Here is a 24,920-nt window from a genome sequence, read left to right on the forward strand (position 1 = left end):
TGCGCGAAAATTGACCACATGCAGATCGAGCGCAATGAAGTCCGTTGTTTTCACGCCGTGGTGGAGGCCGGCGGGTTTAGTCGCGCCGCTGAACGATTGAACTTATCGCAATCGGCGGTGAGCCAGGCCATCGCCAACCTCGAGCATCGGCTCGGCGCGGTGCTCTTGCGTCGGGGCAATCCGCCGCAATTGACCGAAGCCGGCATCCGGCTGCTGCGTTATGCGGAGACGGTGCTGAACGAAGAGCGCGAGACATTAGCGGACATTGCGCAGATCAAGACCGGTGCGTTGTCCACTTTGTCCCTGGCGCTTTCACCCGCCACCAATGCGCGTTTCGGTATCGCGCTGTTGCGCGAGTTCTCGGAGCGCAATCCCCTGACCCGCTTCAAGGTGACGGTCGCGCCCAGCCGCGAGATCGTCCATGGCGTGTCCGACGGCCGTTGGGAAGTTGGCTTCGGGCCCTTGCAACACACCATGCCCGATTACTTCACGGTGTACTCGTGCTTCGCCGAGACGCGTCGTTTGATGATTGCCCGCGATCACCCCAGTCGCGAAGCGCTCAAGCGCGATCCGCAAGCGACGTTGCGCACGCTGCCTCTAGTGACTTCCTATCTCGACGAAGCGGCCCGGCGCCCCAGCGGCGATCGGTTGCGCAACGCCTTCGCGTCGGTTTGGGAGGTCAGCCACATGGAGCTGCGGCTGGCGCTGGTCGCCGAGGGCAAGGCCGTGACCTATGTCTCCAATCTCGTGACCGAGCTGCCGCCCGAGCTCGAGCACATCGAAGGCCTGCCGTTTTCCAGTATCGAGCGGCAGGTAGGCGTCTATCACCTTCGCCATCAGCCGTTGTCGCAGGCCGGAGCCAGATTCCTGGCGCTGTGCCGCGAGCGCTGGAATATCTGAACTGGCATTCACTGGAATATTTGCAGCGAACCCCTTGGTGCGCGCTGCTTACTCCATTCTCCTAAGCGATAGCCGGTAGAGTTGCTCAACGCGCCGGATGCGTCCGCTGTGCTACGTTGGCCCCGGGGAAGAAGAAAGAGCCGCGTCCAGCGCAGACGCGATAAGTCACCTACTTCAGTCTTCAGCGGGGCGTTATGTTCGGGTTCACGCAGTGGTGGCGGCAGCGCCGCCGGCCTGCGAGGCGTGGCAATTCGGATGCGGACGGCGGCGTGCAGCAGCTGCAGGCAATCAATAAACGATTGCAGCTGTATCTCGACCGAGCGCCGCTCGCCTGCATTGTCTGGGACACCCACCACATCGTGCGCGCCTGGAACCCGGCGGCGGCCGCGACCTTTGGATATTCGGAAGCGGAGGCCATCGGCCGGCACATTCATGAGCTGGTCGCTACGCCGGCCAGCATGCCCATCATCGAGGACGTCTGTCCCAAGTTACTTTCCGGCGTCGAATTCCCCGATGGCGTGACGCTCGAGACCCGGCGCAAGGACGGCAGCCACATGCAGTGTCACTGGCGGCTCGCGCTGGTGGATCGTGGTACGGCCGACGAGGGTGTCATCGCCTTCGCCAGCGACGTGACCGCTCGCCTGCAGGCTGAACGGGATCGAGAGTTGCTGGAGAAGAGCCGGGCGCTCGCGGCCATGGCCGGCGGCATCGCACACGACTTCAACAACATTCTGCTGGCGATCTGTGGCAATGCCCGGCTCGCGGCGGAAGACCTTCCGGCCGATCATCCGGCGCAGCTGTCGCTCGCCGAAGTGCAGCGGGCCAGCGCCCGCGCGGCCGGCATCATCACTCAAATCCTGGCGTTCAGCGGCAATGAAGAAGAAACCTCGAAGGACGTTGTGTTATTCCACGACGCGGCGGCCCGGCATCCGTCGCACGGCTCGCAAGTGCCGCGTGGCCAGGGCCAGAGCGTTCTCTACCTCGACGATGAGGAATCGCTTGTATATCTCGTAACCCGCGTGTTGCAGCGGCTGGGCTATCGGGTGGCGGGCTTCACGGATGCGAACGAAGCGCTGGCGGCGTTCCGTTCCGATCCGACAGCGTATGAGGCGGTGGTCACCGACTTGTCGATGCCGAGCATGTCGGGCATCGAGTTCGCCTCGCAGGTCCTGCAATTGCGCCCGGAAGTCCCCGTGGTGATGACCTCGGGGTACGTAGGCGCCAAGGATCGCGAATCGGTGATGAAGTCCGGCGTGCGCGATCTGCTGTTGAAGCCGAATACGGTGGAAGAGCTGGGCGATGTCCTGCACCGGCTGATGGCGCAGGCTCGGGCTTCTTAAGCGGCGACCATCGGGTCGAAAATCACGAAGCGGTTGCGGCCGGCCTGCTTCGCCTTGTACAGCGCTTCGTCCGCCTGCCGGTATAACAACTCGAAGGTCGCATCCGCGCCCGGCGCTACGCAGATCCCGATAGAAACGCCAAAGTGCGAGCGGCTCGAGTTGCTGTCGTGTGAGAACACCTTGCCCAGGATGCGGCGCGCGATCTCAGTCGCCGCGTCCAGGTCGCAACCCGTGGCGAAGATCAGGAACTCATCGCCGCCCATGCGTGCGCAGATGTCTTTCTCACGCACACTGTTACGAATCGTATCCGCGACCTTCACGATGAACTCGTCACCGGCGGCGTGACCGTATAGATCGTTGATGCCCTTCAGATCGTCGATATCGACCAGGATCACGGCATAACTGGACGCGCGTGCGACCAGCGCCTCGCGCGAGAACCTGAGCGCGCCACGGCGATTCAGCAATTGGGTCAACTCGTCGCGGATCGAGATTCGATACTGCTCATCGATGCGGTCCTGCACGTGATAGTGATAACGCGCGACCAGATAACCGATCAGCAGCGCGATCAGCACCGCGCCGGCCACCGAGCCGTAAAGGATCGCGCGGAAGCTCGATTCCAACGCCAGGTAGTACGTGAGGTCGAAGTCGACGCCGACGAAGCCGCTGTAGCGGCCCTGGCTGTCGTAGATAGGGGTGTGGCCGGACAGGAAGGTGCCGTAAACGTCGCGCTGAAAGCTCGGGTAGACGTAGGTTTTCCCGCTCGCGATCCGCTGCAGATAGTCCGGATCCGGCTCGACATCGATGCTCTCGAACGGCTCCATGTATGCCGAAGGCCGCAGCTTGCGCGTGGTCTTCAGCTTGCTCGAGGCGGCGGTGTCGACGACGAAGAAGCTCTTACCGTCGCGCTCCACCATTGTGTAGACATAAAAGATCTCGGGATCCGCCGAGTGAAAGCGCACCAGCGGCGCGACCACACGCTCGTACAGCTCGGGCGTGTAGTTGGCGGGATCGAGCAATTGCCGGTGCAGATCGCCATCGACGACGCTGGCCGCAATCTGCGCAATCTCGCCGACGTGCGAGCGCAGGACTTGCAGCCGAGCATTCTTGGACAGCCACTGCGGAACCGCGACCACGGTCAACAGCACCGCTGTCGCGGCGAGCGTGACCAGCCAGAAAATGCGTGGCGAGATTTTGCGGAAGTCGCGGAACATCAGCTCGCTATTTAAACACTCTGAGCGCTGCTGTCCTTAGTCCGTCAGTCCATCCCTTAGGGAACCATTGTTGCATACAAGGCGGAACCGCAGGGCAAAACGCGTCACCATTACGCGGGCCGAAACGGACCAGCGTCATGAAACGTCAACGCAGTTGCCGGTGCTCGGGGCAACCACCCACAATTCACACGGACCTCAATAATCACTACCAGGGAATCGTCATGAACAGCCTGCGCAGAATGCTCCTGGCCGCCTCCGCCGCCGCCGTGATGCTCGCCACGTCCGCTTTCGCCGCCGACGCCAACGTGGCCGGCGAGTGGGATCTGACCGTCGAGACTCAGGCCGGCGCCGGCAATCCGCATTTCAGCCTGAAGCAGGACGGCAACAAGATCAGCGGCACCTACAAGGGCATGCTGGGTGAGTCGCCGGTCACCGGCACCGTCAAGGGCAACGACATCACCATCAGCTTTCAAGTGAATGCGCAGGGCACGGACCTGGCGGTGAGCTACACCGGCACCGTCGATGGCGCGAGCATGAAGGGCACCGTGAAGCTCGGCGAGCTGGGCGAAGGCACCTTCACCGGCAAGAAGGCCGGCTGATCGGGCCGTTTTTCCGGACTAATCCAGCCCTTTCCAGCAGTGCATTTGCGCCAGCTCGATGGCGCTGCGACGGCGCAAGCGCCAGTGGCGCTCGCGCTGTTCACGTTCACGGCGTAGCTCGGGCCAGCGCTCGAGATACGCCGCGAGCACTTTGCGATCCGGCGAGTAACGAGCGAACGCTTCGGCATGCGCCGCACGCAGAGCCATGGCGCCGTTATAACCACCGAAGCCTTGGGTTGCGCACAGCGCGCCGCCATCGCCGTTACCAATTACCGGTGCTGACTGCAGCTTGAACGATTCGGCCACTGTGCCGAGATCCGGATCGAGATGCCGCAATGTCGGCACGCCCACCGCGGGTTTGCCGAGCAGGAACTGCAGCGCCTGAGAGACCGCCTTCAATCCTGTCTCGCCCATGGTGTGGCCGTCGCCCACCGCCTTCGGCGTGCCTACGGCCACCGTCGGCAATGCGCTCTTGATGCCTTGTCTCTCTGCCGCGGCCGAACGCGCATTGGCTGCGGTCGTCAGATCGGTCTTTGAATTCGTGCGCGTGCCGGTGGCGTGCGCGACCAGATATTGGAAATCGGCCACCCCATAACCGTGACCGCGATAAGCGAGCTCCAACGCGTGAATCAGCGCGTTCTCGCCACCGAAACCGACGCCGGCGAAGTGCGCCTTGCCGCCCGCCTCGCCGCTCTGGCCCCAGCCCACGATGATGGAAGTGATATCGAGGAAGTTACGCAGCGCGAAGTCGAGTGTCGTAATGACCAGGCCCGAGCCGCCCTCGCCCACCACGGTGCCATTCGCGTCGATGTCGAATGGGGCGAGGCTGTCCGCGATCGAGCGCTGTTCAGCGGGGCTGCGACCGGCGTTGAGTGTTTCCAGCTTGCCCCGGGTCATCAGGGCGCCCGGGCCGAAGGCATCGAGGATCTGCCAGTTCGGGCGGGTGGCCGCGTCGGCCGCGGTCCACAACACCAGCTGCGGACGCTGATAACCCGGATAGTCGAGCAGCATCTGCGCCGCGAACTCGGAGAATACGATGGAGCTGGACGCACACGCCCCAACGGCGTTCAGCGGGGTCTGCGGGACGCGCATGAAGCCGCTGGCCGAGCGCAACGAATCGAGCAGTTCAGGATGTTTCAGCGACTTGCTGAGCGAGTACGACGGGGCAAGCATCGTCGACAGCAGCGCCGGACCGTGCGACGACAGCGAGTTCGCCAGGCGCATCGCGAACTTGTCGCGCAGCTTGTCGTTCTCCGGTGTGACCGTGCCAGCTGCACGCAACTGGCCGTGCGAATCCAGGCCGGGGAAGGCGGTGGCGCCGGCGACGCGAAATTCATAGGGATTCGGGATCAGCTCCGCCAACGAAACGGGCAGCGCCGCCAGCGCGCCCAATCCCGTGTAGGCAAACAACTGGGATTGCAACGACGGGCCGAGCCGCGGATCGTCGTCGAACAAGCCATACATGTCCTTGAGCGCCGAATCGCGGACGTCGCGATAGGTGAGGCCGGCCAGCCGGCGCAAGCCGCCGCGATCGAAGTCATGGGGCAAGGAGGCGGCTACGTCCGTGACGACGGCGTTGCCTAGTGCGGTGAGCTCGTCGATGTAACGAATGCCGAGCGAAGCGCGCAGCTGCTTGCCGTGCAGCCGCTCGATTTCCTCGATGCTCGTGCTTTCGCCATTGACCCAGCGCAGTTTCAGCGAGCCGTCGTCCTGCGGATCGACGTCGATCAGGCCGGCATCGAACGCCGCGAGCGCGATGAATTCCGGCGCGTCGGTAACGCGTGCGCGATAGGTCTCCGTGCTGCCCACTGCAGAGATCGAGCAGGGCGTTCCTACCGTGACTAGAACTTTATCGGCCGTGAGCACTTAGCTTCCCGAAAGACCCAAACCACCAGGATAGAAGAATACACTCCGCCGTCACAGGTTGCTGCAACGCGCGGACTTCCACAATGGATTACTGGGGTCTGCGGATACCCCAGCCTGGCTGAAATGAGTCCGGATCGGCGCCTCGTCTCACAAATGCGCGGCTACCTGATCCACTTCCTCGCTGCTGCCGATGATGACCGGGACGCGCTGGTGAATATCGGTGGGACGCACGTCGAGAATGCGCTCGCCCGGGGCGCTGAGCGCCTTGCCGCCGGCCTGCTCGACGATCATGGCCATCGGATTGGCTTCGTACATCAGGCGCAGCTTGCCCTTCGGCGCCTTCCGGGTCGGCGGATACATGAACACGCCGCCCTGCAACAGAATGCGATGAACGTCGGCCACCATTGCGCCCGCATAGCGGCTCGAATAACCGCGCTCCTGCGCCCAGGACAGATACTTCTGGTAGCCCTCGGGGAAGCTGAGCCGATTACCTTCGTTGACCGAGTAGCACTTGTTGGTCTTCGGAATCCGCACGCCCTGGGCCACGCGCATGAACGCGCCGTACGCCGGATCGAGCACGAACATATCCACGCCGAGGCCGATGGTCAGCACGAACACGGTCGAGGAGCCGTACAGCACATAGCCCGCCGCGACCTGCTCGGCGCCCGGTTGCAGCAGCGACGACTGCGGTTGTGGCGAGCGACGATCCTTGCGCAGGATGGAGAAGATGGTGCCGACCGAGCCGCAGACGTCGAGGTTCGACGAACCATCCAACGGATCGAACAGCACGCAATACTTGCGCTCGGCGGCATCGTCCGAGCGCAGGATCACCGGCTCCTCGTTCTCTTCCGAAGCGACGATGGCCACGCCTTCACGGCCGCCGAGCGTGCGCAACAGGATGTCGTTGGCGATGACATCGAGCTTCTGCTGCTGCTCGCCCTGAACGTTTTGATTGCCGACCGTGCCCAGCACGTCGTCGAGCCGCGCGCGCCGCACGTGCGAAGCGATCATCTTCGCCGAGATTGCCAGCGCCGACAGGATCCAGGAGAACTGACCGCTCGCCTCGGGATAACGCGTCTGCTGCTGCAGGATGTGAGCTTGGAGCGTGACGATCTCGTTGGAGCGGGCGGGCGCGTCGGCGGGCGTATCGATCATGGCGGACATACGGGCGATGGGCTCTGATTTGAAGTTCGATGTAATGCACCGGCGGACCGTTTGGATCCACCGCGCTCGATCGAAATGTATCATCAGAAAACAACGCGCCGGGGAACAGCGTCGATTGATAACGCTGTACAAGAGAAATAAAAGGTTGTGACGTCGCTGGATGGAGTCAGGCAGCTTCGGTGCGCGCGCGCTTGCGAGGCACGCGGAACGCACCAGTCTTGAGCGTCGCGTATTCCCGATCCATGACGACGGTTCGGTTGCGACCGCCTTCTTTTGCCGCGTACAGCGCTTCGTCGGCGAGCTGGATCAAGCCATCGTGATTGCGGCCGGCTTGCGGCTCGACGCACGCAGCGCCGATGCTCACCGTCACTTGCGGCCCCACCGACGACGCCGGATGCCGAATCTGTAGAGCTGCGAGGTTGGAGTGCAGCTCGCGACACAACTCCTCGACGCGATCGCGCTGTACGTCGAACAACAGCACGACGAACTCTTCACCGCCGTAACGAGCGGCGATGTCCAACGGACGTCGCGCCGACTGAGCGATGGCGCCGGCGACGCGCGCCAGGCAGTGATCGCCCGCTTGATGGCCGGCGTGGTCGTTGAACGCCTTGAAATGATCCAGATCGACCAGCAGCAGTGCGATCGGCGCGCGCGTACGGATCGCTTGATTCCACAAGCGCTCGATGTGCGCATCGAACATGCGACGGTTGCCGATGTTGGTCAGCGCGTCACGGTGCACCGAGTCGGTCAGCATCATGTTTCTGAACCAGTTCAACCGCTGGGTGCGCGAGAAGCTGTAATGAAAGAAAAATCCCAGCACCAGTGCGACGCTGGTCATGGCCAGATCGAACGAGCGCTGGCCGCTGTTCAAGCCGGCGGCCCAGCCGGTCAGGCCGTAAGCGACGACGATGGCAGTCGCGGTGATCGTCGCCTGCCCCTGCATCATGCCGAACAACATGTACGCCGAGAGCACCAGCATGGGCAGCACCGAGCTGAGCGAGTAGCCCTGCCGGTGCATGAGCAAGTCACAAGCGACGATGCACAGGCTCTGCAACAGCGCCACGGCCGGCGCCGCGAACGTCAGCCAACGCGAATACAGCTTGGTGTAAGTCACCAGGAGCATCGCCGTGCAGGTCGGCAAGAGCACGCCGAATCGAAGCAGGTCGACGATGACCATCTGATCCGGCGCGAACAAGGTTTCGCGCAACTCGCGAAACGGACCGCCGGCCATCGACACGATCAGCAGCAGCCCCATCGCCGGCAGCATCGTGTACTTCACGCGCTCGCGCACATGATCGGTGTGCCAGTTGCGATATTGGCTCTCGAGCGGTTCGGCAAAGGTCAGCGGCGGCAACAGCTTCGCGAAGCGCTCGCGCAGGGAGTTGCGGTGCTTGGTTCGGGACGGAGGCTTGATGTGCACGGAAGTAAGGTTAACCCTGTACGTGCTCTCAGGACACGGACGAAAATCACGTTGCGCGCATTACCCTCACAGCATGCGTTCCAAATCGGCAAAAAGGCGGGTTGGAGTGGCGAAGTTGTGACCCGGATCACATTTTGAAGCCGGGGTGCTCGAGGGACGCGGACCTTCGCACGCGGTCGGGCCGGGCGCCAGGAAGCAATCGGTGCTTTCGGGCTCACCGGTAGCGGGCCGCGATTCGCCGGCGTGGGCTTCCACCGGACCGATCGCCAGGCCGATGATGAACCAGGGGCTATGTAAAATTCCGAGGTCGCGTCATGAACAAACTTCCCATGCTGGCCGCGGTGGCGTTGCTTCTGAGCGGCTGTGGCGGCGGTCACGACGGCGGCGGCGATCGCGGTCCGGTCGTGAGTGAGCGTCGCGATGTCGGGTCGTTCGACTCCATCAGCCTGGAAGGCGCGGCCAAGCTGGAGATCCGGATTGGCGAGCCGCTGTCGGTGCAGGTCAGCGGCAACGAGAGAACCATCGGCCGCACCGAGACCCGCGTCAGCGGCGGCACGTTGCACATCAAGAACAAGGTGCGCGACTGGGGAATGCTACGGAACAACACGCGCCTCACCGTAAAGATCACTCTGCCCGAGCTCCAGTCGCTGGAGGTGGAAGGCGGCAACGATGTGAGCGTGGCCGGCCTGCACGGCGGCGACACGGCGATCAAGGCGGCCGGTGCGACCAATATCATAGCGGATGGTCAGTTGGACGAGCTCACCGTGCGGCTCGCCGGAGCAGGCCATGCGGACCTGAGCAAGCTCGCGGTTGCTGACGCGAAAGTTACGGTCGACGGCGTCGGCAGCGTGATCGTGAACCCGCAGGAATCGCTCGATGCGACGATGAACGGCGTCGGCGCGATTTTCTACACAGGCTCGCCGCGCAAAGTGAACACGCGCATGAATGGCTTGGGCACGATCGCCCGTCAGGATTCGAACCAAGGCTCGAGCGAGCCGAAGGTCGAGTCGGAACAGCCGCCGGCCGAACCTGATTCACTGGAGCTCGAGCGCGAAGATCCGAAACAAGAGCCGGTGGATCACAAGGAAGGCAGGATCATCGTCATCTGACCCGGGGGTGGGCCTTCGGGGCTAAGCGAGGTCAGCGAGCGGCGCCGGCACCTGACGTTTCAACAACGCTCCTCGCACCTGCCATTGCTCGGCGGCGTCGAGCTGCTCGATAAACTTCACTTCGCCGCCTGCATACAGCGCCGTCGGCACGCCGTCTCGATACAACACGCGATTGCCCGTGAGCGCCGGCAGACGGCCACCCGGCGTGAGAATGCCAACCAGATTCAGCGGATCGGCCGCAGACAACGCGACCAACTGCAACTCCCCTTCGCGCCGGCGCACTTCGCGCAGCTGACCGATCGCTTCGGGCAATGCGAACTGCTCGCCGGAGAATCCAGCAACAAAACGCCCGCCCCGAATTTCGCCGCGTGCTTCCAGCCGCCGCAAGCACATCAGCAGATCTCGCCATGGCGGCAGCCAATCGGCTTCGCGCTCCAGCAGCTTCCAGAACACGACGCCCCAGCGCCTCAGCAGCGTGCGACAGATGTGCTCGACAGCTTCGTCGTTGCGCGGCGGCACCGGCTTACCGTCATCGAGCTTTGTTTCTTTCCGTTTGACCAACGCCCATCGACCCGCATCCTGCATGCCGAAGATGGCGATGCGTCGGTGTCGACGACGATCGCGCGCGCTGCTCCGGCGTCGATCCGCAGGCATCAACAGGGCGCGCAGACCGCCGAAGCTGTCGGAATTCACCAGGCCAAGTGCGACCAGTTCGCCAAGCGCTTCTTCCACCTGCACTGGCAACAAACCGACGTGATCCACGATCTCGTCGTAGAACGATGCGCCGTTCTCATCGATGTAGTCGGCGACCCGGCGCGCCTTGTCGGTGAGTTGTGAGCGTTCGATGTTGTTGGAGAACTGCGACCACTGTTTCACATTGCGTCGAGGCAGCAACGCAATCGGCGTCGAACGCACTGGCGCGGCGCCTCGTTCCGAGTCGCCGTTACGAGTGGCCAGACGCGTCCAGATGATGCGGCCGGCGAGACATTGCTCATCCAGCCATGCGGGTTCGTACTCGGCGATGCGCGCCGGCAATATTTCCGTTTCCCATGCTCCGGCTGGAGCATCGAAGCCCTCCAGCTGAGCCAGGACAGCAGGCACCGAGTCCGGGCCCTGCATACGATGGTTCGGAGTGACCCGTTGCCAGTCGAAAAGAAAGCGCAGGAAGTCGCGCGCCTGCACGGGTTCGATCTCGGCACGGAGCCGCTTCACGGTGTAACGATGAATGCGCGCGAGCAAGCGGCGATCGCACCACTGAACGGTGCCTGCGGATACATCCGAGTCGAAGCTGCCACGCATGGCCGTGCCTTCGGCTTCGAGTGCCAAGAGCGCGCCGTCGACGTCTTCGATGTTTCCACCAAACGAGGCTGCGAGTTGTGCAGCGGTCGTCGGGCCGAGCCCCTCCAGGCGTCCACGCACGATCTCGCGTACGGCCTCATCGCGGTCGCGCTTGGCCGCATAGGCAGCGGGCACGACGATCGGAGGCTCCATGGAAACATTGGGAAACAGAGCTTCGAAGTAAGGCACGCGCTCGGTCGCGACGAAGATGCTGGCGGCGCCGACATCGAGCCTGGTCAAGCGTCGTTGAGTCATGAGCTCGTGACAAAGGCCCGGCCAGCTCGGCTGGCTCTCGACCTCTTCATTCGTCATGAAGGTCAGCCACAGCAAGGCATCGTGCAGCTGATCGGCATTGCCTGCATCGGGCCACGCTTCTTCACGAACGCGAGCAATCGCAGCTGAGTCCAGCTTGCCGATGTCGGAAGCGGATTGAGGATCCATCCAACGGCGGCTCATCACCGCCTGCGTGCGTCGCTCCTCGAGGGGTGCGTCGTCGAGATAGGCGTACGGGCGCGCGTTCAGCACTTCCAGCGCCAGCGGCGACGGCTCGGTGAGGTCGCGGCCCTCCACTTTGACCTCTTGGGTGCTCAGGGCGCGCAGCAGTCGCTCGAAGCCTTCGATATCCATGGCCTCTTCCAGGCAGTCGCGCACGGTCTGCTGAACCAAGGGGTGCTCGGGCACCACGATGTCGCCGACGATGTTCTCGCCGCACGCGACTTGGTCCGGAAACACGGACGCGAGCAGATCTTCCGCATTCATGCGTGCGATCTGCGGCGGCACCTTCTTGCCGCCACGGAATCGCGGCAGCGCCAGCGCGATCGAAGCTCCCCAACGCCAACGCGTGTTGAACATCGGCGCGTCGAGCATGGCTTGAATGAGGATGTCGCGCGCGCTGTTCGGGTGCAGATACTTCGCCACATCCAACAGCTCGAAACTGTGCGAGCCGGTCAGTGACAGAATGATCGTGTCCTCAGTGGCCGCAGCCTGCAGCTCGAAATTGAACGTGCGGCAGAAACGTTTGCGCAGGGCCAGGCCCCAGGCGCGATTGATCCGGCTGCCGAACGGCGAGTGAATCACCAGTTGCATGCCGCCGGACTCATCGAAGAAGCGCTCGAAGATGACCTTCTGCTGCGTTGGCAGCGAACCCAACGCGGCCTGCGCCGCCGCCAGATACGCGACCAGTTGGCCGGCGGCGAATTCGCCGAGGCCCACTTCTGCAGTCAGCCACTGGTAGGCGGCGGATCTGGCGAGGTCGCCATTGTAGGAGTGGTCATCGAAGCGGCTTTCGATTTCTTCGCGTAAGCGCGAGACCGCGACGGACAACTCATCGGTTCGTCCCGGCGCCTCTCCGAGCCAGAAAGGAATGCTTGGCGCTTCGCCCTTTGCGTCCTGCACTCGCACCGTGTTGCGCTCGACACGCAGGATGCGATACGACGAATTGCCGAGCTGGAAGACATCGCCCGCCATGCTCTCGACCGCGAAGTCCTCATTGAGCGTGCCGACCATGACGCCTTCGGGTTCCAGCATCACTTGATAGTCGGCCGTGTCCGGAATCGCGCCGCCCGAAGTGATCGCAGTCAGGCGAGCGCCTTTGCGGCCTTTGATGATGTGATTGACGGCGTCGTGATACAGCAGCGCGCCGTGCCGACCGCGACGAGTCGTGAACCCCTCGGCCAGCATGTGGACGATTTCATCGAACGATTCGCGCGTGATCGTCTTGAATGGATAGGCGTATCGAACCAGATCGAACAGCTCTTGTTCCGTGCATTCGCGGGCCGCGGCTTCAGCAACGATTTGCTGGCACAGCACGTCGATCGGCGCCACCGGAATCCTCAATCGATCCAGCTCGCCTCGACGCACGCTGTCGAGCAGCGCTGTGCACTCCACCAGATCGTCGCGCGACTGAGGAAACAAACGCCCTTTCGGTGTCGCGCCGACCGCGTGTCCGGACCGACCCACCCGCTGCAGGAACGCATTGATGGTGCGCGGCGAGGCGATCTGGCACACCAGGTCGACATCGCCGATGTCGATGCCGAGCTCGAGAGAAGCGGTGGCGACCAGCGCCTTGAGCTGACCGAACTTCAGCCGCTGTTCGGCATCGAAGCGCAGCTCCTTCGCCAGGCTGCCGTGATGGGCAGTGACCGAAGGGGGCGCATCTTTGGGCTTGTCTTTGTCCAGGCGCTCGGTGAGCTGACGACAGATCCGCTCAGCCGTGCGCCGCGTGTTCACGAAGATCAGCGTCGTGCGATGCTCGTTGATGAGCTGCACCAGCCGATCGTAAACCTGACCCCAGGTTTCATTCGACATCACCGCTTCCAGCGGCTCTTCCGGCAGCTCGATGGCCAGGTCGCGTTTGCGAATGTGGCCGCTGTCGACGATGGCGCAGTCGGCCTCGCCATTCGGCAGCACGTAACGTCCACCGACCAGAAAACGCGCGACTTCTTCGATGGGCTGCTGAGTGGCCGAAAGACCGACCCGAGTGAGCCGGCGGCCGACCAGCGCTTCCAACCGTTCCAGCGAAAGTGACAAATGCGAGCCGCGTTTGCTGCCGGCGACCGCGTGGATTTCGTCGACGATAACCGTGCGCGTCGTGCTCAACATCTCACGGCCCGACTCCGAGCCGAGCAGGATATAAAGCGATTCCGGCGTCGTTACGACGATGTGCGGCGGCTTGCGCCGCATTTGATTGCGTTCGGCCTGCGGTGTGTCGCCGGTACGAACCCAGGTGCGGATGTCGACATCGCGCATGCCCGACTCGAGCAATTTGTCGCGAATGCCGGCGAGCGGCGCTTCGAGATTGCGATTGATGTCGTTGGACAGCGCCTTCAGCGGCGAGACATAGACGATGCGCGTCTCATCCGGGAGCCCGAACTGCTCGCCTTCGCGCACCAGCTCATCGATGGCGGCAAGAAACGCCGCCAGCGTCTTACCTGAACCGGTCGGAGCCGCGATCAGTACATGTTTTCCTGACTGAATCGCCGGCCACGCGTCCGCCTGCGCGGGCGTGGGCACATGAAATCGACTGGTGAACCAGGCGTCGACCGCCGGGTGGAAATAAGGGGTGTGACTCATGGGGGCAGCGCCGAGCATACCCCAGACGTTGAGAACGATGACGCGAGTTCAAGAGCGGGTCTGGGGGATGGGCGGCAGCATGCAGCCCATCCTTGCCAGTCGGCGTCTTATTTGAGCGAAGCCTGCGCATCCAACGGCCGGAAGCCGCCGCCCAGGGCCTTGTACGTTGCGAGCAGCGCCGTCGCTGTCTGCGTTTCGCTCAATGCCAGCTGATCTTCCGCCGTCAGCGCGCTGCGTTCCGCATCGAGGACGGTGAGGAAGTCGGCGACGCCGCTTTCGTAGCGGGCGCGAGCCAGCGTCACGGCTTCGAGCGAAGCGGTGGTGCTGTCTTGCAGGTGAGCTTGCTTCACCTTTGCCTTCACATAGGCAGTCATGCTCGCATCAGTCTCCTCGAGCGCCTGAAGCACCGTTTGCTGGTACACGGCCAGCGCACGATCCGTGGCAGCTTCGCGCTGTTTGATCTGCTGGCGAACGCGACCAAGATCGAACGCGGCCCACTGAATGCTCGGGCCGAAGGCGTAGCTCTCGCTGCTGCCTTTGCCGAGATCGCCGCTGTCGATGGCGTCGAAGCCCCAGCGGCCGACGAACGAGATGCGCGGGAACAAGTCACCGACCGCAACGCCGATCTGCGCGGTGGCCGAGGCCAGCTGACGTTCCGCAACCATGATGTCAGGACGACGACGCAGCAGCAGCTCCGGCGTGCCGATGTTTTGAGTCGTCGGCAGCGTCGGGAGCTTCTGCACCGCCGAGAGCTGGGGGAGCAGGGCTTCGGGCGACTTGCCGGTCAGCACGCCCAGACGCAGGATGCTGCGAGTGATGTCCGATTCGAAATCCGGAATCGTTGCGAGCGTCGCCGACAGCTGCGCTTGCGCGCGTGACGTATCGAGCTGCGTGCCACGGCCCGCATCGAGTCGAGCGGTCGTGATTCGCAGCGTTTCACGCTGGTTCTCCGCGTTACGCTGAGCAACCTCGAGCCGCTGCTGCGAGCCCCGCAACTCAAAGTAATTGCGTGCGACTTCAGCAGTGATGCTCACTTGCGTGCTGTACACGCCCGCCTCTGCCGCTTGCACCAACGCCGTGTTCGCTTCGACGTTGCGTCGGATGCGACCGAAGAAGTCCAATTCCCAGAACGCGTCGAAGCCCGCATCGTAGTAGTCCTGATCGCGCGCGAAGCCAAGCGCCTGGCGCGCACTGCCTCGTGATTCGGTCTGACCAGCCGAAGCGGTCACGGTCGGTGCGAAATCCAACTGCGCCTCGCCACGAATTGCTCGCGCTTCCCGCAAGCGGGCAGTCGCGATGCGAATGTCGTGGTTCGCCGCCAGCGCTTCTTCGATGAGCGAGTTCAACTGCTCATCGTTGAACGCCTTCCAGAAGTCGCCCTCGACATCGGCGGTCGCGAACTGCGTCGCGTCCGTGCTCACGAACTCATCGGGAGACTTCGTCTCGGGCCGCTGGTAGTCCGGCCCGACCGCGCAGGCGGCGAGCACGGCGCTCACCGCGAGAACGGACAACTTCTTGCTCACATTCAACGCTACTTGTTTCAGGTTACGCATGATGGGCCGCTCCTTCGATGGCCTCTGATTTGTTGCCAGCACGGAATTTCTTGACGACGGCCGCGCGCAGCAGGACGTAGAACACTGGTGTCAGGAACAGACCGAAGAAGGTCACTCCAAGCATGCCGGAGAACACGGCGATGCCGATGGCGTGACGCATCTCCGCGCCTGCCCCCGACGCGAGCACCAGCGGCACCACACCCATGATGAATGCGATCGAAGTCATCAGGATGGGCCGCAGTCGCAGGCGCGCGGCTTCGAGCGCGGCGTTATACGGATCGACGCCGGCTTGCTCGCGGTCCTTGGCGAACTCGACGATCAGAATCGCGTTCTTGCTCGCCAGGCCCACCAGCACGAACAGTGCGATCTGCGTGAAGATGTTGTTGTCGCCGCCGGTGATCCACACACCGAAGATCGCGGACAGCAGCGCCATCGGCACGATGGCCACGATGGCCAGCGGCAGCGTCCAGCTCTCGTACAGCGCTGCGAGCACCAGCACGACCAGCAGCACGCACAACGGGAACACGAACACCGAGCTGTTGCCGACCAGGATTTCCTGATAGGTGAGATCGGTCCATTCATACTTCACGCCGTTCGGCAGATTCTCGGCAAGGATGCGCTCCATCACCGCCTTTGCCTGGCCGGTCGAATAGCCGGGCGCCGGACCGCCGTTGATATCGGCAGTCAGATAGCCGTTGTAACGGAACACGCGATCCGGGCCGTAGGTCTGCGAGACCTGCACGACGGAGCCGAGCGGAACCATGTCGCCCGCTTCGTTGCGCGTCTTCAATTGCAGAATGTCTTCAGCCTTCGCGCGATAGTCGTAGTCCGCCTGCGCGATCACCTTGTAGGTGCGGCCGAAACGGTTGAAGTCGTTCACGTACTGGGACGCGAGATACACCTGCAGCGTCTCGAACACGTTGCTGAGCGGCACGCCGTGCTCCTTGGCCTTGACGCGATTCACGTCGGCGAGAATCTGCGGCACGTTCACTTCGTAGTTCGAAAACACGCCGGTGAGCTCCGGCGCCTGACGCGCTTTGGCGATGACTGCCTGCGTCGCCTTGTACAACTCGTCGTAGCCCAAGTCAGCGCGATCCTCGAGCTGCAGCTTGAAGCCGCCGAGCGTGCCGAGGCCGTTCACCGGCGGCGGCGGGAACGTGACGATCTGCGCTTCCTTGATCGAGCTCAGCGCACCGTTCAACTGCTGCGCGATCGCGAAGCCCGACAGCTCGGGCGACTTACGCTTGTCGAAATCGTCCAGCGCGAAGAACACGATGGCCGAGTTGGAGCTGTTGGTGAAACCGGCGACCGACAGGCCAGGGAACTGCACCGCGTTGTGCACGCCGGGTACTTTCATGCCGATCTCGCCCACCTCACGCACGATCTGTTCGGTGCGATTCAACGAAGCCGCGTTCGGCAGCTGGATCAGCGTGATCAGGTACTGCTTGTCCTGCACCGGGATGAAGCCTTTGGGCGTGACCTGGAACAGGCCCCAGGTCGCAACCAGCAGCAGCGCGAACACGCCCATCGTCATGCTCTTGTGACGGAGCACGCCACGCACGCCGCCGACATACTTGTCGCCGGAGCGATGGAAGAAGTTGTTGAACGCTCGGAAGAAGCGGCCGAGCACTTTGTCCATGCCGCGAGTCAGCGCGTCCGGCTTCGCACCGTGCGGCTTCAGCAGCAGCGAGGCCAGCGCCGGGCTCAAGGTCAGCGAATTGATCGCGGAGATCACCGTCGAGATGGCGATGGTCAGCGCGAACTGCTTGTAGAACTCGCCGGTGAGGCCGGTGATGAATGCGATCGGCACGAACACCGCGACCAGCACCAGGGCGATGGCGATGATGGGACCGCTGACCTCATCCATGGCCTTGTAGGTCGCTTCCAAAGGCGACAGGCCGCTCTCGATGTTTCGTTCGACGTTTTCGACCACCACGATCGCGTCATCGACCACGATGCCGATCGCCAGCACCAGGCCGAACAGCGACAGCGCATTGATGGAGAAGCCGAAGGCCAGCATCAGCGCGAACGTACCGATGATGGACACGGGCACGGCCAGCAACGGAATGATCGAGGCGCGCCAGGTCTGCAGGAACACGATCACGACGATCACGACCAGCGCCAGCGCCTCCAACAACGTCTTGATCACGGCCTTGATCGAGTCGCGCACGAAAATGGTCGGGTCGTACACGATTTCATAGCTGACGCCTTCCGGAAAGTTCTGGCTCAGCTCCTTCATGGTGGCGCGCACGGCATCGGACAGCTCGAGTGCGTTGGCGCCAGGGGACTGAGAGACCGGAATCGCGACGGCGGACTTGTTGCCCAACAAGCTGCGCAACGAATATTGGGCGGCATCGAGCTCGATTCGCGCAACGTCTTTGAGCGTCGTGATGGAGCCGTCAGGCAGCGTCTTTACGATGATGTCGCCGAACTGTTCCTCGGTGATCAAGCGTCCGGACGCAGTGACGTTCAACTGATAGTCGACGTTGGCCGGTGCGGGATCCGCGCCGATGACACCAGCGGCGACTTGCACGTTCTGTTCGCGGATCGCGTTGACGACATCGCCCGCGGTGAGGCCGCGGCTCGCGATGCGTTCCGGATCGAGCCAGACGCGCATGGAGTAATCGCCGGAGCCGAACAAGCGAACGTCGCCCATGCCGGGCAGGCGCGCCAGTACGTCACGAATCTGCAGTGTGGCGTAGTTGCGCAGATAGACGGTGTCGTAACGGTTATCGGGCGAAGTGAGGTGTACGACCATCAACAAATCGGGCGATGCCTTCAAGGTGGTGACGCCGACGCGTCGCACGTCTTCGGGCAGGCGTGGCAATGCCTGCGCCACGCGGTTCTGGACCTGCACCTGCGCCGTGTCGATGTTGGTGCCGAGACGGAACGTAACTGTCAGTGTCATCTGACCGTCGCTCATGGCCTGCGAGGACATGTAGAGCATGTTCTCGACACCATTGATTTCCTGCTCGAGCGGCGCCGCGACGGTTTCCGCGATCACCTTGGGATTGGCGCCCGGATAGCTTGCGTTGACCACCACGGTCGGCGGCACGACCTCCGGGTACTGGCTGATCGGCAGCTGCCACATGGCAATCGCGCCGACCAGGAAGATGACGATCGAGACGACCGCGGCAAAGATCGGTCTATCGATGAAGAAGCGAGCGAATTTCATAAATGTTTCCCCACAAAACGGGGGCGAAAGCGGCCCCTACAGCCGCGGCGCGAGGCCGCGGCCAAACAGGTCAGGCAACAATCAGCTGATTCTCAGGGCTTGGTCGACGCGAGCATCGCGTTGTCGTTCAGTCGCGCATCCATCGCCACCTTTTCGGGAGCGACGATCACGCCCGGGTGCACACGCTGCAGGCCATTGACGATCACGTTCTCGCCGGGTTGCAGGCCGTCTTCGACGATGCGCAGGCCATCGGTGAGCCGGCCGACCTTCACGCTGCGATAGGAGACCTTGTTCTCGCCATCGACCACGTAAACGAACTTCTGGCTCTGATCCGTACCGATGGCGCGATCGTCGACCAGCACCGTCTTGTGCGAGCTGTGACCCAGCAGCTTCACTCGGGCAAACAAGCCCGGCGTGAGATAGCCGTCCTTGTTCTCGAACGAAGCGCGGGCGCGAATCGTGCCGGTGCGCGGATCGACCTGGTTATCGACGAACGTCATCGCGCCCTTGTGCGGGAAGCCCTGCTCGTTCGCCAGCGCCATCAGCACGGGGTTGGCGGCGTCGCGCGAGCTCGGACGATCGCCACGACGGGCCAGTTCGGTGTACTTCAGATACACCTGCTCGTCGCCTTCGAAGGTCACGTAGATCGGATCGATCGACACCAGCGTCGTGAGCAACGTCGCCTGAGTCGAACCACCCGTCACCAGGTTGCCCGCAGTGACAACAGCGCGGCTGACGCGGCCGGTGATCGGCGCGGTGACGCGAGTGAATTCGAGATTCAACTTCGCAGCCGTCACGGCGGCGCGAGCAGCTTCGACGTTGGCCTGCGATTCGCGCTGCGCGTTGAGACGCTGGTCATACTCTTCGCGAGAGACGGCCTTTACGCCGAGCAGCTTTTCACTGCGCTCCACATCGGTATTGCTCAATTCAGCTCGGGCGATGGCGCGGGCCAGCTCGGCTTCCGCCTTCGACAGATCGGCGCGGTACGGACGCGGGTCGATCACAAACAGCAGATCGCCCTTTTTCACGATGCTGCCTTCGGTGAAGTTCACGCTTTCGATGTATCCAGTCACGCGCGGCCGAATCTCCACCGATTCCACTGCTTCGAGGCGGCCGGTGAATTCATCCCATTCCTGCACGTCGCGTTCGAGCGCGGCGGCGACCGAAACCTGCGGCAGCGGCGCGGCGGCTTGCGTCTGCGCTTCGCTGCTGCAGCCCTGCAGCAGCAGCGTCAGCACGGCAGCGGCCAGTGCTGGCAACACAACGGTCACAAAGCGACCGGCGGGCTGGCTGTCACGAGTTGTATTGTTCATTCGAGACTCCCTCAAAACCTGCAAGACAAATCCACACGGCAGCGGCACTGCCTGACTGGGGCGCAACTTTAGGCACCGGACGCAAGAGGAGAAATCGGGTTGAGCGCACGACATTGATGAAGTCGGATCAGGAATCGCGACCGAAACGATCGGTTATCTCTATATGCCGTCATCAAAAGAACCCGTCACCTACGCATCGAGTGCATCCAGTGGCTGAAGAATTGCGACAATGACGGCACAGCGGCAATAACGTGACAGGTAATGGAGTAACGCCGGATGGTTGTGGTGCATCACCTGAACAACTCGCGCTCGCAACGGGTGTTGTGGATGCTGGAAGAGCTGGGCGTGCCGTATGAAATTCAACGTTATCAGCGCGATGCCAAGACCATGCTGGCGCCGCCGGAGTTGAAGAAGGTGCATCCGCTGGGCAAATCGCCGGTGATTACCGACGACGGCCGCACCCTCGCCGAGTCGGGTTTGATCCTGGAGTATCTGGTCGAACGTTACGGTGCCGGAAAATTGGCGCCGCCCGCTGGCTCCGAGGAGCGATTGCGCTACCGGTACTGGATGCACTACGCCGAGGGCTCGGCCATGCCGCCGCTCTTACTAAAGTTGGTGTTCGATCGAATCGAGGGCGGGCCGATGCCGTTTTTCATCCGTCCGGTGGCGCGGGCGATCGCACGGCAGGTCAAGCAGGCGTTTATTACACCGCAATTACAGCTGCACCTGGACTATCTGGAAGGCGAGCTGGGGCGCAGCGAATGGTTCGCGGGTAATGAATTCACTGCCGCCGATATCCAACTGAGCTTCCCTCTGGAGGCGGCGGCCATGCGCGGCGGTTTGGATCAGAGTCGGCCGCGGCTCTACTCGTTTCTACAAAAGATCCACGCGCGGCCCGCGTATCGGCGCGCCTTGGAGCGCGGCGGTGGGTATGACTTCGGGCCGAAGGAGTGATGAGGGCCCGGGCTACTGCTTGGATTCTTGTCGGAACGTCGCCAGCGCGGACCGAAACCAAATGCTGCTCTGGACTTCCGGTTGCCCCGGGCACTTCACCAGATAGGGCTTGCCGCTAGAACTGCTTTCGGATGCCGCGCGCTCGATGAATGCTTCAGCGGTGGGAACGAGGTCGCGATCGAGCAAGTACTCGTACTTGCGCTCGAGATGGCTCACGGCACGAGCGGCGCTGTACCAGGAGCCATTGCGATTGAACTGGCAGCCGGATGAGGCCAGATGAGCAATGAGATGCTCGATCTCTCTTCTGGCGACTGGAGCGGGATCTGCCGGGAGTGCTGACAGCGGTATGGCAAGCGTCAGGAGTGCGAGGACTTTGTTCACGCGTGCGTTACTTTCGAAGCAGGGCCAGCTTTCCCAGGAACCGTGCCAGATGAGGCTCGCTCCGCGAAGTCGGCGCCTCATCGAAGTGAAACCAGCGTACCGAGTAAAACTCCTCGGTATCGAATTCGAGAGGAGCGTGACGATCTCCCTTCAGGACGTACCATAGCGATACATCGGTGTGCCCGGCCGTGATGCCTACGGTCTCTGCAACAGTCAGCATTAAAGGCGCGCTGACATCTTCCGTAAGCGCGAGCCCGAGCTCCTCCGCCAACTCGCGGACTACCGTGACTCGAGGATGCTCGCCCGGCTCGACGTGCCCACCGGTGGGCAGCCAGAGTAGCGCCTTCTTGTGATCCACGAGCAGCACATGGTCCTGATCTACCAGGACGAAGTATGAAACCAGATGTTTGGGTGGCGTCGCCGGCTTGTGAATCCGGCACAACTGCGCACCGGAGTCGATCCACGCCAATGCATCGTCACGATGCGCGCGCTCGAGCGCGTCGCAAGGTTCAATGGAGCAAACTTCAGCTCGAATGGCGTCGCGCACACTCGAACTCAACGCACACACTGCGATCCGCTGCACGTCAGCGAATTGAAATCATAAACGGCCGACCGACCGGGGTTGCCAGAAGGCCGAGGGACGTTGCGGAGAATGAAGAAGGTCACCGAATCCGCGCCGGAAAGGCCGCTCGGATAGATGAAGGGCGCGAGCACGACATAGGCTTTGTCCAGGTTGGGCCGGGTTCTTGCCGTCGTGAGCAGGGCCCAGGCGTCCGCATCGGCGGGCGTGGCTGGACGAAGCAGACCTCTCGCGACAGCGCTATCGATAGCCGCTTGCCCCGACCACGGCGCAGTCACCAGCTCCAGGCCGAGCGACAATGAATCGCCGACCAATATCTGGCCATCGCTGTAGCCGGGGAATATCTGATCGACCGGCTGTTGGAAAAGCTTGCGGGCGATGGGGTCGACCGAACCGCTCTGCGCATCGCTCACATAGAAATATCCGCAGGGACCCGGATTGTCGTAGCTGCTTTTCAACACTGGCACCGACTCTTCCAGGCCCACGACCGCCTGGTGGTGGTAACCGGAGATCATCACCGCGACGATCCTGGTGCCTTTGCTCCAGCTGATGTTCCAAACGCTCGGCTCGTATGCTCCCAGCAGCAGCGCGACCGATTGCGAGGGGCTGTTCACGGTGATGTCGAAGCGAGTCGCTTCGTGTCCGCTCTCATCGAGCGCATAGCCCAGTCGGCGGCCGGAATAGCTGCCCGCCGCATAAACGCGTAAATTTTCTGGGAGCGTCAGATTGTCGAACGCGCACGCAGTAGCCGCGGGCGCATCGAAGTCGACCTGCTTCAGGTCTTGCGCCAACGAAATCGATGAGAACAGGAAAAGTATCGCCGCCATTGCACGGCTGATGGCTACGTCTGACATGGGCCTGATTCGACAGCTGCTGGAAGCAAGCAAGGGTTAGGTCATGGCGGCGCGGCTGCCGCCATACGTGCGACACGAGCCGGAATCGCGTCGGCGTTAGCGCCGTTGAGCGGCACTCGATCGGGAGTGACCTGCGGGAACAGGCCGCTGACGAATTCGATGAAGGCGCGAATCTTCGCCGTTGGCTGCCGGTGCTGCGGATAGACGACCGAGACCGGCCACCATGCACCGTCGTTCCAGTCTTCCAACACCGGTTGTAACAATCCCGACGCGATCTGCGCCTCAGCCGTGAAATCCAGGGTGCGCACGAAGCCGGCGCCGCTCACGGCCGCGGCCACGGCGGATTCGGGATCGCTGAACGACAACGGCGCGGCCGGAATGATGCTGAGGTCGACCCCCTCCTTCCGGAACATCCAATCACGAATCTGATTGCTGCCCGGGCGGAACATGGCGATGCACTGCTCGGGCTTCAGGTCCTCCGGCGACTTTGGCGGCCCGCCCATGCGCTCGATGTATTCGGGCGAGGCGCAGGTGACGCCGCGCAGGTTGCCGACACGCCGCGCAATCAAGCTGGAGTCACTGAGATTACCGACACGCAGAGCCGCGTCGATGCCCTCCTGCACCAGGTCGATCACCCGATCGTTCATGCTCATCTGCACCGTCAGCTCGGGGTTTTGTTCAATGAACCGCGGCAGAGCGGGCACGATGATCTTGCGGCCCAAGGAAATGGGCACGTCCACGCGCAGTTTGCCACGCGGAACGCCCCGCGACTCCGAGACCTCGTTTTCCGCCTGGTCGAGCTGGCCGAGCGCTTCACGACAACGCTCATAGAAGCCGGTCCCCAAGTCGGTCAAACTCAGCGAACGGGTAGTGCGATTGAGTAGGCGCGCCCCCAGGCGTTCCTCGAGGCGGCTGACCGCCTTGCTTATCGCCGAAGGGGACATACCTAGCGTCTGTGCGGCGGCGACGAAGCTGTGGGCTTCAACGACACGCACGAAGGCTACGATGTCACTGAAATTATTCATTCAAAGAATTCTTTCCCTGCAGTCACGGAACCGTGACGTGGGCGCATTGTAGGCTCTCCATTGATGACCGTAACGCACGAAGTTTTTGCTGCCGCGGTGGTTTACCGCAATCCGAAGCTTGCTTAATGTATCGCCCAATTTCGCAACCCTTGATCAAGACCTGCTACCGGGGGATTGAACGATGTTTCTGGTGACGGACGTAACGGGCCATGTAGGCCGAGCAGTGCTCGCCGAGCTAGCCAATCAGCCCGTGGCGGTCCGTGCGCTATTACAGGAACCCGTCGATCTGCCGATCAAGGCCCCGAATATCGAGGCAGTCCGCCCCGATCCGGAGGACCCGAGCAGTCTGCAGCGCGCCTTCGAGGGTGTCGAGGCCGCTTTCCTGGCCTCCGGCTATTCCCCTCACATCGCCGAAGCCCATCTGAAGATGGCCACCGCCGCCAAGGCGGCCGGCGTCAGGCGTTTCGTTCAGCTGTCGGGCGTCGGCGCCAATCCGCAGATGTGTTGCGCCCGCATGCTTCGCTGGCTGGGCCAGGCCGAAAGCGGCGTGGCGGCTTGTCCGGACGTTGCCGTGACCCGTCTGCGGCCGGCTTACATGCTCCAGCTGTTGTTCGAATTCGCGCCCACGATCGCCCAGCAAGGACTGATCGCCGGCCCGTTCCGCTCCAATGCCTGGAGCTGGGTCGACGCACGGGACGTGGCCGCCGTCGCGGTCGCTGCTTTGAAAGATCCTTCGCATGCGGGGCGCATCTATACGGTGACCGGCTCGGAGTCGCTTAGCTTTCCGCAAATCGCTGACAGGCTCAGTCATATTCTCGCCAAGCCGGTTCGCTACCATGACATCACTGCCAACGAAGCCCGTGGTTGGCTGCAGGGTAAGGGTCTGTCGCCGGTGATGATTGAAGCGAAGCTGGAATATTGGGACGCGTGCGCGTCCAACATGCTCAATGTCCCGCCCAATACCGTCGTTCAGGACGTGACCGGCCGTCCGCCGCGCTCTCTCGAAGCGTTCGTGCAGGACTACAAGGCGCGGTTCTTGTCAGCTTCCGCGGCCTGAGCCGCCCAC

At 62.7% G+C, this 24,920-nt stretch carries 18 protein-coding genes; 6 read left to right on the plus strand and 12 right to left on the minus strand.

The annotated features are described in order from the left end of the window. Positions 1-18: 18 nt before the first annotated feature. Both EK373_RS04925 and EK373_RS04930 read left to right on the plus strand, forming a co-directional pair. Positions 19-900, plus strand: coding sequence for a LysR family transcriptional regulator (locus EK373_RS04925; RefSeq protein ID WP_129641610.1), 882 nt, complete (start codon positions 19-21; stop codon positions 898-900). A 194-nt stretch (positions 901-1,094) separates the two neighbouring features. Further along, positions 1,095-2,240, plus strand: a complete 1,146-nt coding sequence (locus EK373_RS04930; protein WP_129641611.1) for an ATP-binding response regulator — start codon at positions 1,095-1,097, stop codon at positions 2,238-2,240. Here the strand turns inward: EK373_RS04930 and EK373_RS04935 are convergent. Then, on the minus strand, positions 2,237-3,451 hold the full coding sequence (locus EK373_RS04935; protein ID WP_129641612.1) for a GGDEF domain-containing protein: 1,215 nt from the start codon (positions 3,449-3,451) through the stop codon (positions 2,237-2,239). The genes EK373_RS04930 and EK373_RS04935 overlap by 4 nt on opposite strands. A 221-nt stretch (positions 3,452-3,672) precedes the next feature. On the opposite strand from EK373_RS04935, the gene EK373_RS04940 reads away from it, so the two are divergent. Further along, positions 3,673-4,050 carry a hypothetical protein gene (locus tag EK373_RS04940; RefSeq protein WP_129641613.1) on the plus strand — a complete coding sequence of 126 codons (378 nt, stop codon included), beginning with the start codon at positions 3,673-3,675 and terminating at the stop codon, positions 4,048-4,050. An 18-nt stretch (positions 4,051-4,068) separates the two neighbouring features. On the opposite strand, the gene EK373_RS04945 is transcribed toward EK373_RS04940, so the two are convergent. The 3 genes from EK373_RS04945 to EK373_RS04955 form a co-directional block, all read right to left on the minus strand. Next, positions 4,069-5,916 carry a beta-ketoacyl-[acyl-carrier-protein] synthase family protein gene (locus EK373_RS04945; protein ID WP_129641614.1) on the minus strand — a complete coding sequence of 616 codons (1,848 nt, stop codon included), beginning with the start codon at positions 5,914-5,916 and terminating at the stop codon, positions 4,069-4,071. Between the two features lie 147 nt (positions 5,917-6,063). Next, complete coding sequence (gene fbp, locus EK373_RS04950) at positions 6,064-7,080, minus strand: class 1 fructose-bisphosphatase (protein ID WP_232831016.1); 1,017 nt, start codon at positions 7,078-7,080, stop codon at positions 6,064-6,066. Between the two features lie 166 nt (positions 7,081-7,246). Further along, positions 7,247-8,500 (minus strand): diguanylate cyclase, encoded by a 1,254-nt coding sequence (locus tag EK373_RS04955; RefSeq protein WP_129641615.1) that lies wholly within the window; start codon positions 8,498-8,500, stop codon positions 7,247-7,249. A gap of 314 nt (positions 8,501-8,814) precedes the next feature. Here EK373_RS04955 and EK373_RS04960 point away from each other — a divergent pair, with 314 nt between their 5' ends. Beyond that, positions 8,815-9,609, plus strand: coding sequence for a head GIN domain-containing protein (locus EK373_RS04960; RefSeq protein WP_129641616.1), 795 nt, complete (start codon positions 8,815-8,817; stop codon positions 9,607-9,609). Positions 9,610-9,630: 21 nt separating this feature from the next. On the opposite strand, the gene EK373_RS04965 is transcribed toward EK373_RS04960, so the two are convergent. The 4 genes from EK373_RS04965 to EK373_RS04980 all read right to left on the minus strand — a co-directional run bounded on the left by EK373_RS04965 (position 9,631) and on the right by EK373_RS04980 (position 20,060). Further along, the gene (locus tag EK373_RS04965) at positions 9,631-14,019 is read right to left on the minus strand and encodes a DEAD/DEAH box helicase (RefSeq protein ID WP_129641617.1); all 4,389 of its coding nucleotides are present in this window, start codon (positions 14,017-14,019) and stop codon (positions 9,631-9,633) included. 107 nt (positions 14,020-14,126) lie between these two features. Beyond that, positions 14,127-15,572 carry an efflux transporter outer membrane subunit gene (locus tag EK373_RS04970; protein WP_129641618.1) on the minus strand — a complete coding sequence of 482 codons (1,446 nt, stop codon included), beginning with the start codon at positions 15,570-15,572 and terminating at the stop codon, positions 14,127-14,129. Further along, the gene (locus EK373_RS04975) at positions 15,565-18,747 is read right to left on the minus strand and encodes an efflux RND transporter permease subunit (RefSeq protein ID WP_129641619.1); all 3,183 of its coding nucleotides are present in this window, start codon (positions 18,745-18,747) and stop codon (positions 15,565-15,567) included. Before EK373_RS04975 ends, EK373_RS04970 begins: the two co-directional genes overlap by 8 nt. A gap of 92 nt (positions 18,748-18,839) precedes the next feature. Next, positions 18,840-20,060 carry an efflux RND transporter periplasmic adaptor subunit gene (locus EK373_RS04980; protein WP_129641620.1) on the minus strand — a complete coding sequence of 407 codons (1,221 nt, stop codon included), beginning with the start codon at positions 20,058-20,060 and terminating at the stop codon, positions 18,840-18,842. A 276-nt stretch (positions 20,061-20,336) separates the two neighbouring features. Here EK373_RS04980 and EK373_RS04985 point away from each other — a divergent pair, with 276 nt between their 5' ends. Further along, complete coding sequence (locus tag EK373_RS04985; protein WP_129641621.1) at positions 20,337-21,014, plus strand: glutathione S-transferase; 678 nt, start codon at positions 20,337-20,339, stop codon at positions 21,012-21,014. A gap of 12 nt (positions 21,015-21,026) precedes the next feature. On the opposite strand, the gene EK373_RS04990 is transcribed toward EK373_RS04985, so the two are convergent. The 4 genes from EK373_RS04990 to EK373_RS05005 are packed head-to-tail and all read right to left on the minus strand — an operon-like array spanning position 21,027 to position 23,854. Then, entirely contained in the window at positions 21,027-21,395 is a 369-nt protein-coding gene (locus tag EK373_RS04990; protein ID WP_129641622.1) for a YfeK family protein, read from the minus strand. A gap of 7 nt (positions 21,396-21,402) precedes the next feature. After that, positions 21,403-21,942 carry an NUDIX domain-containing protein gene (locus EK373_RS04995; protein WP_129641623.1) on the minus strand — a complete coding sequence of 180 codons (540 nt, stop codon included), beginning with the start codon at positions 21,940-21,942 and terminating at the stop codon, positions 21,403-21,405. 8 nt (positions 21,943-21,950) lie between these two features. After that, entirely contained in the window at positions 21,951-22,829 is an 879-nt protein-coding gene (locus EK373_RS05000) for a hypothetical protein (protein WP_129641624.1), read from the minus strand. A 41-nt stretch (positions 22,830-22,870) separates the two neighbouring features. After that, positions 22,871-23,854 carry a LysR family transcriptional regulator gene (locus tag EK373_RS05005; RefSeq protein ID WP_129641625.1) on the minus strand — a complete coding sequence of 328 codons (984 nt, stop codon included), beginning with the start codon at positions 23,852-23,854 and terminating at the stop codon, positions 22,871-22,873. Between the two features lie 181 nt (positions 23,855-24,035). Here EK373_RS05005 and EK373_RS05010 point away from each other — a divergent pair, with 181 nt between their 5' ends. After that, positions 24,036-24,911, plus strand: a complete 876-nt coding sequence (locus EK373_RS05010) for an NmrA family NAD(P)-binding protein (RefSeq protein WP_129641626.1) — start codon at positions 24,036-24,038, stop codon at positions 24,909-24,911. Positions 24,912-24,920: the final 9 nt, after the last annotated feature.

Source organism: Peristeroidobacter agariperforans, from assembly GCF_004138335.1.
GTDB classification, from domain to species: domain Bacteria; phylum Pseudomonadota; class Gammaproteobacteria; order Steroidobacterales; family Steroidobacteraceae; genus Steroidobacter; species Steroidobacter agariperforans.

Coding starts and splice junctions, on each gene's coding strand:
- fbp (WP_232831016.1), bottom strand. CDS start 7,080: ATGTCCGCCATGATCGATACGCCCGCCGACGCGCCCGCCCGCTCCAAC.
- EK373_RS04940 (WP_129641613.1), top strand. CDS start 3,673: ATGAACAGCCTGCGCAGAATGCTCCTGGCCGCCTCCGCCGCCGCCGTG.
- EK373_RS04965 (WP_129641617.1), bottom strand. CDS start 14,019: ATGAGTCACACCCCTTATTTCCACCCGGCGGTCGACGCCTGGTTCACC.
- EK373_RS04935 (WP_129641612.1), bottom strand. CDS start 3,451: ATGTTCCGCGACTTCCGCAAAATCTCGCCACGCATTTTCTGGCTGGTC.
- EK373_RS04930 (WP_129641611.1), top strand. CDS start 1,095: ATGTTCGGGTTCACGCAGTGGTGGCGGCAGCGCCGCCGGCCTGCGAGG.
- EK373_RS04975 (WP_129641619.1), bottom strand. CDS start 18,747: ATGAAATTCGCTCGCTTCTTCATCGATAGACCGATCTTTGCCGCGGTC.
- EK373_RS05010 (WP_129641626.1), top strand. CDS start 24,036: ATGTTTCTGGTGACGGACGTAACGGGCCATGTAGGCCGAGCAGTGCTC.
- EK373_RS04970 (WP_129641618.1), bottom strand. CDS start 15,572: ATGCGTAACCTGAAACAAGTAGCGTTGAATGTGAGCAAGAAGTTGTCC.
- EK373_RS04960 (WP_129641616.1), top strand. CDS start 8,815: ATGAACAAACTTCCCATGCTGGCCGCGGTGGCGTTGCTTCTGAGCGGC.
- EK373_RS05005 (WP_129641625.1), bottom strand. CDS start 23,854: ATGAATAATTTCAGTGACATCGTAGCCTTCGTGCGTGTCGTTGAAGCC.
- EK373_RS04985 (WP_129641621.1), top strand. CDS start 20,337: ATGGTTGTGGTGCATCACCTGAACAACTCGCGCTCGCAACGGGTGTTG.
- EK373_RS05000 (WP_129641624.1), bottom strand. CDS start 22,829: ATGTCAGACGTAGCCATCAGCCGTGCAATGGCGGCGATACTTTTCCTG.
- EK373_RS04980 (WP_129641620.1), bottom strand. CDS start 20,060: ATGAACAATACAACTCGTGACAGCCAGCCCGCCGGTCGCTTTGTGACC.
- EK373_RS04925 (WP_129641610.1), top strand. CDS start 19: ATGCAGATCGAGCGCAATGAAGTCCGTTGTTTTCACGCCGTGGTGGAG.